The sequence below is a fragment of the Dyadobacter chenwenxiniae genome (genome assembly GCF_022869785.1).
GTDB classification, from domain to species: domain Bacteria; phylum Bacteroidota; class Bacteroidia; order Cytophagales; family Spirosomataceae; genus Dyadobacter; species Dyadobacter chenwenxiniae.
The window spans coordinates 1873669-1890633 of the sequence record NZ_CP094997.1 but is presented as its reverse complement, the minus strand read 5'-3'; the positions used below and the strand labels follow the sequence as shown (position 1 = coordinate 1890633).

The window sequence follows — 16965 nt, the reverse complement described above, 5'->3', positions numbered from 1 at the left end:
GAATTTTAGTCCAGTAAACCTTTATAGCTCGAATCTTTCGGAGTTTCTACCGAGCGGTTAACAGGCTGCGGATTATCGAGCTGGATGAGTTTGAACTGACCGGAATTATAAGCTTCAAGCATCGCCTGACCTTTGTCCGAAAGCAATCCGTTCTGAACATCCACACCGTTGATAAAGTCCAGTGACAGATCCATCGCACGTTTCATCTCACCCAATTTCTGGCTCATATCGTCCTGAATGTATTCCATCGACTCGTCGAAATAGAACTTTTTGTCCGGATTTCCCTTAAAGATGCTGATAGCCGTACGCAATGCATTGGAGCTTTCTTTTACAATTCTATATTCCGCTTCTTTAAGTTTAACCTTTATCTCCGTCTCCTTAATAATGTAATCAGCGCTTTTGTTTACTTTTTCCATAAATTCCAGCACCGTTTTCATATTGCGTTGCAGCGGGAAAAGCTTCTCGTTCATTTCCTGTAAACCTGCTCCTTCAATCGTAGCTAGCGAGGCCGTTTCCTTCATTCCCGGACGATCCAGCATGGTGCTCGCTTTGTTAGCTTCCGCGAATTTCTGCTTGATCTGCTCATTATTCTCATTAATGTTCTTATTCAATTTCACAAGCTGACCAGCAAGTGTGTTGATCTGACCCTGCATTTTTTCTCTCTTTTCTTTCAGGTCATCAATGTAAATTTTCATGATCGCAATCGGATCCAGCTTGATAATCAGCCCTGTAATGTTGCGCATGAATGTTTTGAACAGGAAGAAAACCGCTGTCCTAACGTCTTTGCTGGTAAAAAGGAATATAACTAGCGCGAGCATAGCCATTAAAAAGCCGAGATAGAGCGTGTTTTTTGTCACTTCTATCAGGAAAGCCGCGATTTTATTCCAAAAATAAAGGGTTATCGCCCCGGCTCCTCCAAGAAAAAGGAGTGAGGTTATGCCTTCGGGTTTACTCCAGTAAGATCGCTTTGAAGCGTCTTCCTGCGAGCCTCCGATTTGAGTAAAATCTGGTGTAGCCATTGTTGATCGAAATGTTAGGTTATTTAAGATATTGATTGATTTTATTTAAATCCGATTTAATCTGGTCCACGAAACTCAGATAGGTAATTTCAAAGCTATCCTTATTCGCATTGATCTTCGCACTTTGTTCCGCCACTTCCCCTGAAATCTGACCGAGCCGACTTTTGTTCTCGTCCATTTTCTTTTGAAGGTCAGCAATTTGCTGGGCAATGGCCTTGTTCGAATCTTCCAGCCGTTTTTCCTCATCCTGCAGCGCCCCGACACGGTCTTTGATCGCTTTTTCTACGTCTTTCAAGAAGGAAGCCCGGTCTTTGTCTAAAATGCCAAGATATTGGTTGGCCGATGTGTTTAAAACCGTGGTTTCCTTCACACCGCCCATAGCCTTGAAACTGGCCCATGCGGCCTGAAACTGCTTTTCTTCTCCTAACCCAAGGCCTTCCATGCTTTGCAGCGCCTGCTTGTATTCAAAATAATCGGGCCCCGGCAGGTTGGCTTTTTCTAGCAAACTCACGAAATGTTCTGTAAATTTCTTGTCGATGTTGCCTGTGCCCGCAGCATTCGGGGCCGTGTTCGCGATGACTGGTTTGGGAGCTTCCGGTGCCGCATTAGCCGCTGCCGCTGTTGGGGTTGCCGTCGGCCTGATCGGTTCCTCACCCTCCTTGATAAAAAAGCTGAGTATTCTCTTTCCAATACCCGGTTCTGAATCTGCCATATGCGTATAAAGTGTTGATTTTGTTAGATCAATATTACTAAAATTAAAAGGATTTCGTACCGTACGATAATTACCAATGGTGACCTGAATTGATGAAGCCGCGGAAAATTTGGATAGAATTGCGGATGATTCTTGAATGCCGCCGGTTTTTTGGTGAAGTTTGCCTCAAAAACTAAATCCTTATGCTTAAACTAGGTTTTAACAGCGCCATTCTGGGCGATTTCGGCTTTGAACACGTGGTTCAGTTTGCGGGTAACCACGGATTTTCTTGCGTGGAAATGATGTGCTGGCCATCGGATAATGCGGATAGCAGGCGATATGCCGGCGTGACGCACATCGACGTGAATAATCTGACGCCGGAGCGGATTTCGGTTATCAAACATACATTAAAAGAAGCAAATGTTACGATCTCCGCGCTGGGTTACTATCCCAATCCGCTGGACCCGGACGAGGAGCGTTCCGGATATTACATAGAACATATCAAACAGGTGATCCGTGGAGCGGCGAAGCTGAACATTCCGGTGGTGACCACATTTATCGGGCGTAATCCGGCGAAGAGCATTAAGGAGAACCTGGCCAAATTTGCGGATGTGTGGCCTGCAATCGTAAAGGTTGCTGAGGAAAATAATGTGAAAATCGGAATTGAGAACTGCCCCATGTTCTTCACGGACGACGAGTGGCCGGGCGGTAAAAATCTGGCGATCAGTCCTGCGGTTTGGGACCGAATGTTTGAGATCATTCCAAGCCCTATTTTTGGACTGAACTACGATCCTTCACACATGATCTGGCAAATGATGAGTGAAACCAAGCCGATTTATGACTACAAGGAACGGTTGCACCACATTCATTTAAAGGACGCCAAAATTTACAAAGACAAACTGGATAGGGTAGGCATCATGGCAAACCCGCTTGAATATCATTCACCAAAGTTGCCTGGGTTGGGAGACGTGAACTGGCGCGCATTCTTTGCAGCTTTAACGGACGTTCGCTACCGCGGTCCTGTTGTAATCGAGGTGGAAGACAAAGCTTACGAAGGAAGCATTACGGATGTGCAAAGCGCAATTTTAACCAGCAGGAATTATCTGCGCCAGTTTCTTGGCTGAGAATCCTACAGCCATATAAAATCTGCTTGTTAGCAAGCGATTTTAAATGGCTAAAAACTTCAAAAGTGGCTGAATAAAGCGTTCAAAATCTTCAATGTGCGGCGAATGGCCAATGTCATCAAGCTCGACCAATTGGCTATTCTTTATTTTTGACTGGGTAATTTTTCCCAATGCAGGATAATTTCCAAGCGTTTTTCTCACATCTTCCGGCGCCAGATTTTTTCCAACTGCACTGCGATCACGCTGACCGATGATCAGCAATGCTGGCGCCGTTATTTTATCAAAATCATAGCAAACGGGCTGCGTGTAAATCATATCATACGTTAACGCAGAATTCCAGGCGATTCTTGGATAGTCCTTATTCAATGTCCATCCCGCAAGCAAATTTACCCAGCGGCTGTATTCAGGCTTCCATTTTCCATCATAGTAACTTGTCAACTGATAGTTCTTAATGGACTTGACATCACTTTTTAGCTCACTTTGATACCATTTATCAACGGATTGGTAAGGCACTTTCAGCTTATAATCTTCCAGCCCGATTGGATTTTCAAGAATAAATTTTTCCACCATTTCGGGATACATGACTGCGAACCTGGTAGCGACCATTCCGCCCACAGAATGTCCCAGAACGATGACTTTGGTAATTTTCAGTTCATCCAAAACCCTTTTGGTGTTCGCGGCAAGCTCATGAAAGGAATATTGGAAATGTGCTGGCTTGGACGATTTCCCAAATCCGATTTGATCGGGAATGATTACCCGGTAACCCTTGTCTGTCAATGCTTTGGTGGTTTGTTCCCAGTAAGCGCCGTTGAAATTCTTGCCATGCAGCAGCATAATGCTCTTGCCGTTCGCTCGCGTCGGTTTAACATCCATATAGGCCATTCTCAACTTTTCGCCTTGGGATTCAAATTCGAGGTAAGAAACAGAAAACGGATAATTGTAATTTTCAAGATTGATATCCAGGTTACGCAGCGAGTCTTTCTGTGCATGAAGTTGTGGAACAAATGAAATTGCAAACACGAACGGCAGGAGCAGGTTCTTCATTTTGGAAATGCTTTAAATGTAAAAAAGGATAACCTCACGATTATCCTTTTTATAACTGAAAATAGTGTACCAAAGATGCCTTACTGAATCAATTTGGCTTTCGCTGACAGAAACGCCGTCAATGATGCAAGCACGCCGACGATGCCGAATGACCATCTCAAATCAGCGAACTGCGCTACAATCCCGATCAAAGGAGGCCCGATCAGGAAGCCGATGAAGCTGATGGATGAAACCGCTGCTAATGCCATTCCCGCCGACATGGTGGTTGATTTTCCGGCCGCACTGTAAACCAGCGGAACAACCGAAGAAACGCCGAATCCAACCAGTAAGAAACCAAAGGTTGCCGGAACCAGGAACGGGAATAAAACTGCAATCGCAAGCCCCAAGCCCATTAGCAAACCGCTGATCTGCAACATTTTCTTACGTCCGATGCGGTTAGCAAGCCAGTCGCCGGCAAAACGTCCGCCTGTCATTGTGCCCATGAAAGCCACGTAACCAAGCGTAGTCAGTGATGCCGGCACGTGCACTGCTTCCTGGAAATAAACGCCACTCCAATCGAACATCGCGCCTTCGCAGACCATCGCACAGAATCCGATAAGACCCAGCATTAGCAAATCACGGTCTGGTTTAACAAACATAGGTTGCGCTTCGTCTTCGTTTTTCTCGCTATCAGGCATGGTGTGCTTGTATGCGGTGAAAATGATAATGAATGCAGCCAGCGCAATAATACTAAAATGAATATGAGGAGGGATACTAACCGAGATAAAGAACGAGCCGATCATTGCGCTTACAAAGCCTGCCAGGCTCCAAAGGCCATGAAATGAGGCCATGATGGATTTTCCGTAGACTTGCTCAACCGCAACGGCTTGTGTATTCACTGCAATGTTGGTCAGGTTTCCCCAAAGTCCGAATGCGAAAAGTGCGATGACCAGATGCTCGGTCCTTGTCACGAAACCAATAAATGATAATGTGACAGCATATAAGATAGCGCCTATTAAGACCATTTTCTTGCTGCCATAATGTGTCACCATCCAGCCTGAGATGGGTAAGCTGGCCATTAAGCCGATCGGCAACGCTAAAAGAACAGTTCCCAAACCGCCTTCGGTCAGGTGCAGCATATTCTTGATATCAGGAATACGGCTGGCCCAGGCCGCGAAGCTAAGTCCTTGCACAAAGAAGAAAGCGGCAACGGCGAGACGTAGATACTTTCTGGAGTCGGAGGGGGCAAAAATTGAATAATTCATAGGAGTGAAAATTTAATGACGGATGTGTGTACAACTATCAATTCGTGTTTATTTGTTATAACTTTTTTAAGATTCTAATTTTTGTGAATAGTGAAAAACGAAGATGGCATTTATTCCTAGCTTCTTCCTGATGCAAAATTAACGGATTTCAGCACATTTTAATTCACCGTTGTTGTACTTTTTAAATAATATTAAAAAGTATGTGTTGTACAAAAGTAAGAAACAGGATTTTTGGACAATGCTTTTTGAAAATAGCGTAATCCATTTTGTAAATTCACCTTTCAGCCATCATAAAAATCATTGCGTAAATGAAATTTGCCCTTACTTCACTCCTTAGTTTTCTTTTAATATCAAACGGTTTTGGCCAGGACAGCAGCGGCGACCGGGCTGCCAGAATTAAGGCCACATTGCCGGTGATTGAAAAAATGTATCATGATTACGCTGAAAAGAACCATTTTCCTTCTGTTGCATTCGGGATCGTGGCCGACGGCCAGCTTGTGATATCCGGTGCGACGGGCTTTTCGGAGATCGCGACGGAAACCAAAGCTTCGCCGGGCTCATTGTTCCGGATCGCGTCGATGTCCAAAAGTGTAACGGCGATGGGAATTCTGGCACTCAGAAAAGAGGGAAAGCTGAAACTCGACGATCCTGCCTATTTATACATTCCTGAGTTGAAGGAAATGTCGTCACTTACCAATGACGCACCGGCTATCACTATCAGACATTTGTTAACGCATCAGGCAGGCTTTCCGGAAGATAATCCCTGGGGCGACAGGCAGTTGGATACAAAAGACGAGCAGTTGATTGAATTAATAAAAAAAGGAATTTCATTCTCTAATGTTCCTGGTATTACTTATGAATACAGCAACCTGGGATTTGCTATGCTAGGTAAGATCATTAGCAATGTCTCGGGAAAACCTTATCAACAATACATTGACGAAGTGATTTTCAAACCATTGGGCATGGACAACACCATTTGGGAATATACTAAGGCACCCCAAAACCTGTTAGCGCACGGTTACCGTTTCGAAGATGACGTATGGAAAGAGGAAGAATTGGAACATGACGGAACCTATGGCGCTATGGGCGGACTGATCACCTCCATCGACGATTTTAGCAAATACGTTGCGTTTCATTTGTCGGCATGGCCTGCGGGCAATGTGCCTGAAACAGGCCCTGTTTTGAGAAGCGTGCGGGAAATGCAGATGCCGTGGAATTTTAATAGTTTAAATGCACAATTTAAATATCCGGGCGGCCGTCCGTGCGCGATGGCTTCGGCCTATGGTTACGGTTTGCGTTGGAGCCGTGATTGCGAAGGTCGCACAGGCATCGGGCATACGGGAGGCCTGCCGGGGCTTTGGCAGTCAATGGCAGATCTTACCAGAATACGGCATCGGAATCCTGGCCCACGCAAATCGCACATACGCAGGAATGGCCACTATTAACACCGCCGTGCTCGACACGTTCATAACGTTAACAGGCATAAAACCGCTTGCTGTGGACGTTTCACCTGTTTTGAGGGAGAGAAAAGCAGCATTACTAAGCATTTTGCCGCATTGGGAGGGAGCAGAGCAAAGCGGAATTTTTGCTGAGAATTTCTTTCCGGACAGATCCGTAGGTCATCGCAAGAAAGAGCTGGACGACCTCATTGCCCAAACAGGCAATGTGACAGGATCAACCGAAATCAAGGCGGAAAATCAGCTAAGAGGCAGTTTTATGCTCAACTGCCCGAATGGGAACATCCGCGTATTTTTCACCTTGTCACCTGAAAACCCACCGCTGATCCAGCAGCTTGACTTTTCGCTGGCCAAATGAAAGGTAAGAAACCTGTGCTGAAATAATTTTAATGTTGAAATAGGGGAGTTGTTTTTCTGGATTGTCTGAGAGAAAACAAATCCAGAAAATGATGAAAAATATACGCTTGCTAATGATGTGCTTGTTAGCCCTTTCGGCATCCGACATGCTAGCACAAGAAAACGAGACCATTTTTAAAAGCTCCGGCATCCACCGCTCGGGAGGATATGCAGCGATCTCGAACAAGTTTACAAAAATAAACGGCAGCTATGCCAATATGCCGGGCATTTACGGAGGCTGGTTTATCAATCAGCGCTTTATGCTTGGGGTTGGCTTCGCGGCAACAACAAACTACATTCCCGTTCCTGCTGAAAGCGAGCTGTTTCCGGGTAGAAAAATGACTTATCAGTATGGACAGGTCGGTTTAATGACAGAATATGTGGTGGCTTCCACCAAATGGGTTCATTTCAACTTCAATTTACTCACCGGAACCGGTTTCACACTTCAATACGACCGTCGGGATGTGGACGACTGGGATTTCGAGTGGGACGAACATGATGATCAGGATCCGAAATTTTTCTTTCTGATGGAGCCAGGCGTGCAAGTTGAGTTCAACCTTTTGAAATGGATGCGGTTTAGCCCCGGTGTTTCATACAGGCAGGCATTCGGAGGCAAGGGAAATGGTCTCACCGATTCCGATTTGAGTAACATTACTTATAATGTTACATTCAAATTCGGGAAATTCTGAGTAACCACAAGCCTGACGGATAAGGTTTGATAATGGGTAAATATGCTCCATTCAGTCCGCATTTTACCCCTAACGATTTTTTGTGAGCGGCTGCTGAGTATGCTGGAATGCTGATTACCTTTATCGTAGGCAATAGGAACGATACTTTAGAGTTATATAAACTACGCACTATTCCGACAGCAAACAGACAAAAGATGAGGGTTTCAGGGTATTTGATTTTCGGCATGTTATTTATTTCGGCGTCAATAGCCAGGGCGCAAAATGTTTACGATGTGATTGTAGCCGGCCGCACCATCGGATCTTTAAAGGTTTTCGATGACCAGGGAAAGGATAATACAGAACAGCACCGCATTGAATCAAACTTCAAGGTGATGTTTTATAAAGGTCAATATTCTACGCAGGCTAATTACTCGGGCGGAAAACTGGTTTCTGCAACCTGTGCGCACCACGTGAATGGCGATTTGAAGGAAAAAACGCTTACAAAGAGCGCTGCGAAGAGTTCGTACGAAGTGCTATTTTCCGGTGAGGATGGTGAGGATAAGCCAAGGCTCTCATTCAACACACCGATCAGCGAGACGATTACAGGCCTTTATTACAAGGAGCCCATCAATATAACCGAGGTTTATTCTGAGCGCTATGGCAAAATGTGCAGCGTCAAGAAGTTATCCGAAGGAAAATACGGCGTAACGCTCCCGGACGGTAAGCAAGGCATTTATTCTTATAAGAATGGCCTTTGCAGGGAAGTGAAAACAGATTTGGCGGGATTTAAACTCAGGATCGTGCTGAATGAAAACAAGCAGGTTTCCGGGTTATAGGATAAAACCATTGAAATCAGTCAAAAAGAAAGCCGGTTCATATTTTGAACCGGCTTTCTTTTTGGATTTAGGAGTCATTAGTCGACTGTCGGATAAGCTGAGCTGTCTGAACTATTATAATAATCAGCAACCTCCGTGTTGTTGCTGCTTGCGGTATTCGTCGGCGTTTTGTAATTCCTCGGCGAAATCAGCGGGTTGATATCGACACCTTCTGGTGTATATCTTTTCGTGATAACCAATGTAGCCGGACGCGGCGCGTACTTAGGTGTGTTGCTTACGTAGCGACTGCGCTGGTGCTTGCTGTATGTTTCGATGGTGTTCAAATTATACACAACCACATCATTTCCGCGTTTCGCCTTGGCCTTCGCGGCTTTATTCGGGTGTTTATAATTGTGAACCGAAACGCCGGGATCAACAATGGACTGCGCTTTTGCATTCAACGTTACCAGTCCTGCAAACAAAAATATAGCTATTAAAAAGGTTGATTTATTCATGATACTAGTCATTTAATCGAACAATATAACCTCCCTTTCATGGGATGGCATGAATATAAAAACTTTCTTGCCAGGTCGCTAATGGCCGATTTTTGACTAAAAATGTTGCTTTTCGATTTTTCGGGTGATATTTCAAAGAGGAAATCGGGAAGTTTTGTTAGTATGACAATATTAGGTTTTTAACAAAACGAAAATTGAAGAGAATTTTGCAAAAAATTGAAAAAGACCTGTCAAATATGCTTTCCCTGTTTGTACAAAAAAAATTAAATTTTAATCAAATTCTAAACAGATTTTAACTTCTTGCTAATAACTGTGCCATTTAGTCATTATTGCAGCAATGCGTGTGCCGACGTTTGTATGCCATGACAGATCCGTTCCATGGGCAGGTCATTGCTGTCTTCCCCAAATGGGTCTTCAATTTCCTCAGCAATCACTTCCAGGCTGGCTAAAATGTAGAACACAAACATGACGAACGGAACCACCAAAAAATGCAGGCTGAAAACATAGCCGATAGGAAGTGTAAGGCAGTAGATGAAGATAAATTTTTTAATGAATGAACTGTACGACAAGGGAATAGGCGTATTCTTGATCCGTTCGCAGGCCCCGCAGATATTAGTAAAGGATTCCAGCTCATGATTTAGCACAAGGATATGTTCTGGCAGCAAAGTGCCATTCTTCTGCAGTTCAATAACTTTCCCAAAGATTGCGGCGGCAATCTGGTTAGGAATGTGGTTGTGGACATTCAGCTCGCTTTTTGAAAATAGGGCCGAATCATCAAACTCTGCTGGTCGGTAACCGGTGCGTAAGTGGTTTTTGAGTGCAAATGCATAATTAGGAATCATTTTCATGAAAAATGCCCGCTCTAATTTATGATCTTTCCCCAAAAGCGCATTCAGTTTAAGTGCCAGATTCCGACTGCTGTTCATGAGCGAACCCCATTGTTTCCTCCCTTCCCACCAGCGGTCATAGGCCGTATTGGTCCTGAAAACCAGTAACATAGAAATTACAAATCCCAGCAATGAGTGCATCAGGGAGATGTTTTTCAGATCTGTGTTCTCTTTCAGTTTGAAGTGAATCAGCAATAGATAGGCAACCGCAGTCGAGTACACTGCGATCGTCAAAATGAGCGGGGTGAGTTTCCGGACTGTGTCTCCTTTTTGGAAATAAAAGATGTATCGGAACCACTCCTTAGGATTGTAATCGATCATTTGAGTTTAACATTGTCAATTAGTTTAAAAAACTCTTTCAGACATTTTGCCGTCAGGCGGGCGTCTTCCAGTGCATTGTGCGTTTCTTCCTCACGCTCGAATCCAAAATAGGTCGCCACAGATCCGAGGCTCAGTGAGCGGGGAACCGTCTTGCCATTCTTTTCCAAAATCTGGAAAAACAAATAGGAGACCGTGTGCAGGTCAATCAGCTTGTTGGAAAAGCCCCATTTCATTTTCTCGTTGCGATAAGCATAACGAAGGAAATTAATGTCATTAATGACGCTCTGGCCACAAATGATGACGTTGGTAAGGTTTGGCTTTCCAGCATTCAGTTTTTTGAGCCACTTTTCAAACTCCGGCAAAACATCATAAATCATCGGCGCATCTTCCAGATCTGCCATCGAAAGCCCATGCACTTCCTCTGATTTTACGGAAAAAGCCTCCTCATTTTCAGGATAAACATTTTGTAAGTAGGTGCCTAGCGAACGCCAGTTGTCGTCAAAAAACTCTGCTCCGATCTGTATGATCTCATTCCAGCCCGGTTCCGGGCCTGTCATTTCAATGTCTAATACGAGGAATGCCATGCAGTGGTTTTATTGTTGACAGAAAATACGACCTGTTTTGAAACTCAAACTTATACTTTTGTGTACAAAATTAGAGAAACATTACATTTTAGCTGATTCATTCATTATTCATTTATATAAAATGCCCATCGATTACAACGAAATACCATCACCTTGTTTTGTTCTGGACGAAGCGCTGCTGCGCCAGAACCTCAGCCTGATCGATTCGGTGCAGCAGGCGGCAGGTTGCAAGATCATCCTGGCCCTCAAAGGATTCTCTATGTTCAGCGCTTTTCCCATTGTGAAAGAATATCTCAGCGGAGCCACAGCAAGTTCGCTGAATGAAGTGAAATTGATCAATGATTTCATGGGTTACCAGGCGCATACATACATGCCAGCGTATCTCGACAGCGAATTTGGTGAGATCATGGAACGAAGCAGTCACATTACATTTAATTCGCTGAGCCAATGGGAGCGGTTCAGCGATAGGGTAGAAGCATTCAAAACCGCCAACCCGGATCATGCGCTTTCGTGTGGTATTCGTGTGAACCCACAGTATTCGGAAGTTGCCACGGATATGTATAACCCCTGTGTTCCGGGATCACGGTTAGGAATCACGCGCGACAAAATGCCTGACACACTGCCCGAAGGAATTGACGGCATTCATTTCCACACGCTTTGCGAGAATGGCTCAGACACTTTGGAGCGAACATTGGAAGCGCTGGAATCCCGCTTTGGAGACTTGCTGCATCAGGCCAAGTGGTTAAACATGGGAGGCGGACATTTAATGACAAGAGAAGGCTACGATATTGAAAAACTAATAAATTTAGTTAGTAATATAAAGGCTAAATATGATCTGGATGTGATACTTGAACCAGGTTCAGCCATAGCCTGGCGCACCGGTGTTCTGGTCACTACTGTGCTGGATGTGATGGACAGTCAGGGCATTGATGTTGCGATCCTCGACAGCTCGTTCGCAGCCCACATGCCCGATACTCTGGAGATGCCTTACAAGCCCGCCATCACAGGTGCAAGCATGGAAGCTGTCATAGGAAAGCCTACATATAGAATGGGCGGGATGACATGCCTGGCAGGAGACTTTATTGGCGACTATTCATTCGACAGACCGCTAGCTGCTGGAGATAAAATCATATTTGAGGATATGATACACTACACAATGGTGAAAACTACAACATTTAACGGTGTTAATTTACCTTCCATTGGTTTGAAGGATATGGAAGGCGATTTTAAATTGATAAAATCGTTTGGTTACGAGAGTTTTAAATATAGGTTATCGTAGTAAACACTCCTTTTTCACGGGCGTATCGATTGAAAAAGTAATCCCTCGTTCAGGTTATCGTCATATTTTGACGATCCGAACGAGGGATTTTTGTTATATCAATTAGCGAATTAGTTCGGGTTTATGACATTAATTTCCCTGTGGTAACATGGGGAAAAGCCTTCTGATCTCTTCCGGTGAAGGCTGTTTTCCATATTCGGTAATCTCAAAAACTTCCACAAATCTGACCTTCTCAGCTTGCTCTTTTCCATACCACTTTTCTACCGTAAGCTTGATCTCCGGTGTGATAGAAGAACGTTTTTCCGTCGCTGCCAGCAGCCACTTTTTTCTCTCTTCCGTGCCTTTGGGAACATTAGCAAGATCCTGACTTGTCCAGGGTAGCCATTCATAAAACTGCGAGACATGTGCATCCAGCCCATCCACTTTTTTAGTAATAGCAGTTGTAATATCAATAGCAATGTCCGGGCGGAATGGATTCGGGCGCTGAAAGCGGTCTCTGAAATAGAGGAAAACTGGATTTTTGACCAATGGAGGCACACTACTAAGAATATTAGGCACGATAACGAGGTAAGATGCATCCTGTACAACCACGCCAGTATTGCGGTGATCAGGATGGTAATCGTTGGTTCTGGGTGCAATTACTACATCTGCACTCCATTCGCGTATTTTACGGATGACGGCCAATCGGTTTTCCAATGTCGGAAAAAGCTCGCCGTCGTGGTTGTCGAGCACGTCGTATTCGATGCCCAGTCGCTTCGCCACTTCTTTTGTTTCATTCAGCCTGCGTCTGGCGAGCTCTCCGCCGCCGATGTCCTGATGGCCCGCGTCGCCGTTGGTAAGCGAAACAAATTTCACCTTATGGCCCATGGAGGAATAAATGGAAGCGACACCGCCTGCACCCAGGTCGCAGTCATCGGGATGTGCTCCGAAGACGATAATTTTCAATGGCGTTTTCTCCGTTTCCTTTGTGGTTTGTGAATAAGCGACCGTTTGCCAAGTTAGCAGGACAGTCAGAAATAAAAATTTCTTCATCGGTTAAATTGATTTAGGTTGGGAATACTGCAAAATAGGAATTAAAATTTGTAGTTTTTTTTATTAAAAACTTTGTGCATTTTTTGAAGTCATCGCATCCGTTAAATGTGATGCAAAAGCGTCTTTTGGAGAAATGAGAGCAGAAAAATTTAGCCTTGTTAACATGCCAGATTCACAACCGGTTAATGTTCAGCGGCAAATATTTAAAGTGCCCCCGCTAAGATTCTTCTAATATTCCTGTATCTTTGTATCCCGTAATCATAGAAAAAAAGCAACGTCTTATGGCTTCCAAAGCACGAAAGACCGCGAAGTACATTTTCGTTACGGGCGGTGTAACATCTTCACTTGGCAAAGGAATCATTGCCTCTTCATTAGCAAAACTACTGCAAGCCAGAGGGCTTTCTGTTACGATTCAAAAATTCGATCCATATCTGAATATTGACCCGGGTACAATGAATCCTTACGAGCACGGGGAGTGCTATGTAACGGACGACGGTGCCGAGACGGATCTCGACCTGGGCCATTACGAGCGTTTTCTGAACGTCCGTACTTCTCAGGCCAACAATGTCACCACGGGGCGCGTTTATCACAATGTCATCACAGCCGAGCGTCGGGGCGATTTCCTGGGGAAAACCGTCCAGGTGGTTCCACACATTACCGACGAGCTGAAAAGAAACATGCTCCTGCTCGGGCAAACCGGCGATTACGATATTGTCATTACGGAAATCGGCGGCTGCGTGGGGGACATTGAGTCACTTCCTTTCCTGGAAGCAGTGCGTCAGGTAAAGTTTGAAATGGAGGAGCACGATACGCTCGTGATCCATTTGACATTGATCCCCTATTTGAATTCTGCAGGCGAGCTCAAAACCAAGCCGACGCAGCACTCTGTTAGAATGTTGCAGGAATCGGGAATTCAGCCTGATATCCTCGTCTGCCGCACAGAGCATCCGCTTCCTTATGATATCCGTAAAAAAATAGCGCTTTTCTGTAATGTTCAGGTGAATTCGGTCATTGAGGCGATGGACGCGGACACAATTTATGCCGTTCCTTTGCTTATGCTCAAAGAAAGGCTGGACCAGCGTGCGCTTTATATGCTGGATATTTATAATGACAAAGACGTTGACCTTGATTCCTGGAAAACATTTTTGTCCCGCTACAAAAATCCGGTCGATTCCATCCGCATCGGACTGGTAGGGAAATATGTGGAGCTGCATGACGCTTACAAGTCCATTGTTGAGTCGTTTATCCACGCCGGAGCTGCCAACGAATGCAGAGTGAATATAGAGTGGATCCACTCCGAAAGTCTGACGGCCGAAAACGCTGTTGAAAAACTGGAAGACCTGGACGGCGTTTTGGTAGCACCCGGTTTTGGGGAAAGAGGGATCGAAGGAAAGATCGCAGCGATCCAGTATGTGCGTGAAAACAACATTCCGTTCTTCGGGATCTGTCTGGGAATGCAAATGGCCGTTATCGAATACGCGAGAAATGTGATAGGCTGGAACGGTGCCCATTCTGTGGAGATGGACGCAAATACCGATCATCCGGTGATTCACTTGATGAAAGATCAGAAAGACGTTTCCAATAAAGGAGGCACAATGCGTTTGGGCGCATATCCTTGCAAGATCAAAAAGGATTCCCTCGCAAGCCGTATTTATGGCAAAACCAACATTAGCGAGCGCCATCGCCACCGCTACGAATTCAACAACAAGTATCTCAAAGATTTTGAGGAAAAAGGCCTGGTTGCGACGGGAATAAACCCGGAGAATAATCTGGTCGAAATGGTGGAGCTTCCGGGACACCCGTTTTACATCGGTGTTCAGTTTCACCCTGAGCTGAAAAGCACGGTGATGAACCCGCACCCTATTTTTGTGAATTTTGTGAGTGCCGCACTCGCTTATTCGCTCGAAAAGAGAGCAGTCGGTTCGCTGAACCCCTCAATCCACTGATCACAAAAAAGGCCAAAAAGGAAAAATCTTATTACCTTTGCCGTCCCGTAACGGGTATACTATTTCAATAATTTTAAGTAAATAATGGATAAAAATTTTATCATCGGCTTAGTATTAATCATGCTAATGCTGATTGGCTACCAGATCCTGGTTCCAAAACCTGTGGAACCTGCACCTGTGGAGCAAGTAAAACAAACTACTACAAAACCCTCTGTTTCAGCACCAACAGTTACGGATTCAACCACTTTATCTTCATCCACTGACTCGAATGCGGTAGCGCAGGTCGCTCCGAAGGACCTGGTTATTGAGACTAATGACACCCGTGTTGTTTTCTCTAACAAGGGCGGGATCATGAAGGAGGTAATGTTGAAAAAATACAAAACCTACGATCAGAAGCCGCTTTATCTGATCGCAGAAAATCACAATACTTTCCGCATTAATTTCCCGACAACTACCGGTGATGTGCATCTGACAGACATGTTCTTCACGACAGACGCGCAGGATCAGAAACTGGGGGAAAAGGATTCAGTAATAGTAACTTATCGCGCAAGCTTGAAAAACAATCAGTTTGTAGAGCAGACTTATGTGGTAAGGGGATCTGGTTATGTGATCGATTACGGCATTAAATCCAATACTACAGGAGCAAGCAACAAAGTCGTTCAGCTGGATTGGAACAATGACCTGCTGCAACTGGAAAATGATATGCACAAAAACCGTGAGGTGGTGACGATCAACTATTATACGGATGATCTGCAAAGCCTTGCCACAAGCCCGACGGAGACACAAGAAGAGAAGACTGCCGAGCCGGTAAAATGGTTTACGATCAAGCATAAATACTTTTTGGCTGGTTTGATTTCCGAGAAGCATCCGTTCAGCAATATGGCGATGCGGGCGGACGTCAACCCCGCCGATTCCACGGTTGTGAAAACCATGCACGTTACTGCCGGAATCCCGATGTCGGCCATCCAAAAAGGAGAAGCGAACTACCAGTTTTTCCTGGGCCCGAACGATTATCACCTTGTAGATAAAGTGAAGGCAGAGAATTTTGATCAGAATGTTTATCTCGGATATGCTTTCTTGAAGCCTATCAACAAGTTTTTCCTGGTTCCGTTATTCAACTTCCTGGAAAAATTCGTGAGCAATTACGGTCTTCTGATCATTCTGCTGGTGATTTTTGTAAAGACGATTTTAACGCCGCTGACTTACAAGTCTTACATTAGTATGGCCAAGATGAAATTGCTTGCGCCTGAACTGGAACAGATCCGGAGCCAGAACCCGGATGATATGGCTAAGCAGCAGCAAGATCAAATGAAGTTGTATCAGGAAGTAGGCGTAAGTCCGTTGAGCGGCTGCATTCCCGTGCTGGCGACGATGCCCATCCTGTTTTCGCTGTTCTTCCTCTTTCCCAATTTGATAGAGCTGCGACAGCAATCCTTCCTCTGGGCAAGCGACCTTTCCACCTATGATTCGTTCATTAAATTGCCATTTACCGTTCCCTTCGGTGTAGGGAACCACATCAGCTTGTTCACGGTTCTGATGACCGCTTCCAGCATTGGTTATGCCTATTATAACAACCAGATCACGCCAACACAACCTGGTCCGGTGAATATGAAAGTTCTGGGTTATATCATGCCTTTGATGTTCATGTTTGTATTGAATTCCTTCCCGGCCGGTTTGACGTTCTATTATTTTGTTTCAAACGTCGTGACGATCGCACAGCAGCTTTTGATCAAACGCTTCGTGAATGAAGACAAGATCAGAAACATTCTGGAAGAGAACAGGAAGAAAAATGCGAACGGCGAGAAGAAGCAGACCAAGTTTCAAAAGTATCTTGAAAAGTCACTGCAAGCCGCCGAAGAGGCCAAAAAGAAGCAGGCCGAACTCGATAAGCGTACGAAAAAGAAATAAAAGATTTATTACTTCGTAATATACAGGGCAATGTT

At 44.8% G+C, this 16965-nt stretch carries 16 protein-coding genes; 8 read left to right on the top strand and 8 right to left on the bottom strand.

Going from position 1 to position 16965, the window contains the following annotated elements; translation table 11 throughout:
- Positions 1-5 precede the first annotated feature (5 nt).
- Both MUK70_RS07790 and MUK70_RS07785 read right to left on the bottom strand, forming a co-directional pair.
- Positions 6-1019, bottom strand: a complete 1014-nt coding sequence (locus MUK70_RS07790) for a hypothetical protein (RefSeq protein WP_234656004.1) — start codon at positions 1017-1019, stop codon at positions 6-8.
- 19 nt (positions 1020-1038) lie between these two features.
- Entirely contained in the window at positions 1039-1731 is a 693-nt protein-coding gene (locus MUK70_RS07785) for a hypothetical protein (RefSeq protein WP_234656005.1), read from the bottom strand.
- Positions 1732-1913: 182 nt separating this feature from the next.
- Between MUK70_RS07785 and MUK70_RS07780 the strand changes: the two genes are divergently transcribed.
- Positions 1914-2834, top strand: a complete 921-nt coding sequence (locus MUK70_RS07780) for a sugar phosphate isomerase/epimerase family protein (protein ID WP_234656006.1) — start codon at positions 1914-1916, stop codon at positions 2832-2834.
- Between the two features lie 42 nt (positions 2835-2876).
- Here MUK70_RS07780 and MUK70_RS07775 read toward each other — a convergent pair whose 3' ends face one another.
- Complete coding sequence (locus tag MUK70_RS07775) at positions 2877-3878, bottom strand: alpha/beta fold hydrolase (RefSeq protein WP_234656007.1); 1002 nt, start codon at positions 3876-3878, stop codon at positions 2877-2879.
- 80 nt (positions 3879-3958) lie between these two features.
- Positions 3959-5122, bottom strand: a complete 1164-nt coding sequence (locus tag MUK70_RS07770; protein WP_234605095.1) for an MFS transporter — start codon at positions 5120-5122, stop codon at positions 3959-3961.
- Between the two features lie 308 nt (positions 5123-5430).
- On the opposite strand from MUK70_RS07770, the gene MUK70_RS07765 reads away from it, so the two are divergent.
- The 4 genes from MUK70_RS07765 (at position 5431) to MUK70_RS07750 (ending at position 8479) form a co-directional block, all read left to right on the top strand.
- Entirely contained in the window at positions 5431-6567 is a 1137-nt protein-coding gene (locus MUK70_RS07765; protein WP_244784755.1) for a serine hydrolase domain-containing protein, read from the top strand.
- A complete protein-coding gene (locus MUK70_RS07760; protein WP_244784753.1) occupies positions 6554-6937 on the top strand; it encodes a hypothetical protein in 384 nt (127 codons plus the stop codon). The genes MUK70_RS07765 and MUK70_RS07760 overlap by 14 nt, the downstream gene beginning before the upstream one ends.
- An 88-nt stretch (positions 6938-7025) precedes the next feature.
- Positions 7026-7664, top strand: coding sequence for a hypothetical protein (locus MUK70_RS07755; protein ID WP_234656009.1), 639 nt, complete (start codon positions 7026-7028; stop codon positions 7662-7664).
- A 194-nt stretch (positions 7665-7858) separates the two neighbouring features.
- Complete coding sequence (locus MUK70_RS07750) at positions 7859-8479, top strand: DUF6134 family protein (RefSeq protein WP_234605087.1); 621 nt, start codon at positions 7859-7861, stop codon at positions 8477-8479.
- A gap of 77 nt (positions 8480-8556) precedes the next feature.
- Here the strand turns inward: MUK70_RS07750 and MUK70_RS07745 are convergent, their stop codons facing one another.
- The 3 genes from MUK70_RS07745 to MUK70_RS07735 form a co-directional block, all read right to left on the bottom strand.
- Complete coding sequence (locus tag MUK70_RS07745) at positions 8557-8973, bottom strand: hypothetical protein (protein WP_234656010.1); 417 nt, start codon at positions 8971-8973, stop codon at positions 8557-8559.
- A gap of 326 nt (positions 8974-9299) precedes the next feature.
- Positions 9300-10181 (bottom strand): bestrophin family protein, encoded by an 882-nt coding sequence (locus MUK70_RS07740; RefSeq protein WP_234656011.1) that lies wholly within the window; start codon positions 10179-10181, stop codon positions 9300-9302.
- Positions 10178-10765: a 3'-5' exonuclease gene (locus tag MUK70_RS07735; protein ID WP_234656012.1), complete on the bottom strand. Its 588-nt coding sequence runs from the start codon at positions 10763-10765 to the stop codon at positions 10178-10180. Before MUK70_RS07735 ends, MUK70_RS07740 begins: the two co-directional genes overlap by 4 nt.
- Before the next feature lie 121 nt (positions 10766-10886).
- Between MUK70_RS07735 and nspC the strand changes: the two genes are divergently transcribed.
- On the top strand, positions 10887-12044 hold the full coding sequence (nspC, locus tag MUK70_RS07730; RefSeq protein ID WP_234656013.1) for a carboxynorspermidine decarboxylase: 1158 nt from the start codon (positions 10887-10889) through the stop codon (positions 12042-12044).
- Positions 12045-12173: 129 nt separating this feature from the next.
- Here nspC and MUK70_RS07725 read toward each other — a convergent pair whose 3' ends face one another.
- On the bottom strand, positions 12174-13076 hold the full coding sequence (locus tag MUK70_RS07725) for a PIG-L deacetylase family protein (protein WP_234656014.1): 903 nt from the start codon (positions 13074-13076) through the stop codon (positions 12174-12176).
- A 281-nt stretch (positions 13077-13357) separates the two neighbouring features.
- Between MUK70_RS07725 and pyrG the strand changes: the two genes are divergently transcribed.
- Both pyrG and yidC read left to right on the top strand, forming a co-directional pair.
- On the top strand, positions 13358-15022 hold the full coding sequence (gene pyrG / locus MUK70_RS07720; RefSeq protein ID WP_234656015.1) for a CTP synthase: 1665 nt from the start codon (positions 13358-13360) through the stop codon (positions 15020-15022).
- 84 nt (positions 15023-15106) lie between these two features.
- Positions 15107-16930, top strand: a complete 1824-nt coding sequence (gene yidC / locus MUK70_RS07715; protein ID WP_234605081.1) for a membrane protein insertase YidC — start codon at positions 15107-15109, stop codon at positions 16928-16930.
- Positions 16931-16965 lie beyond the last annotated feature (35 nt).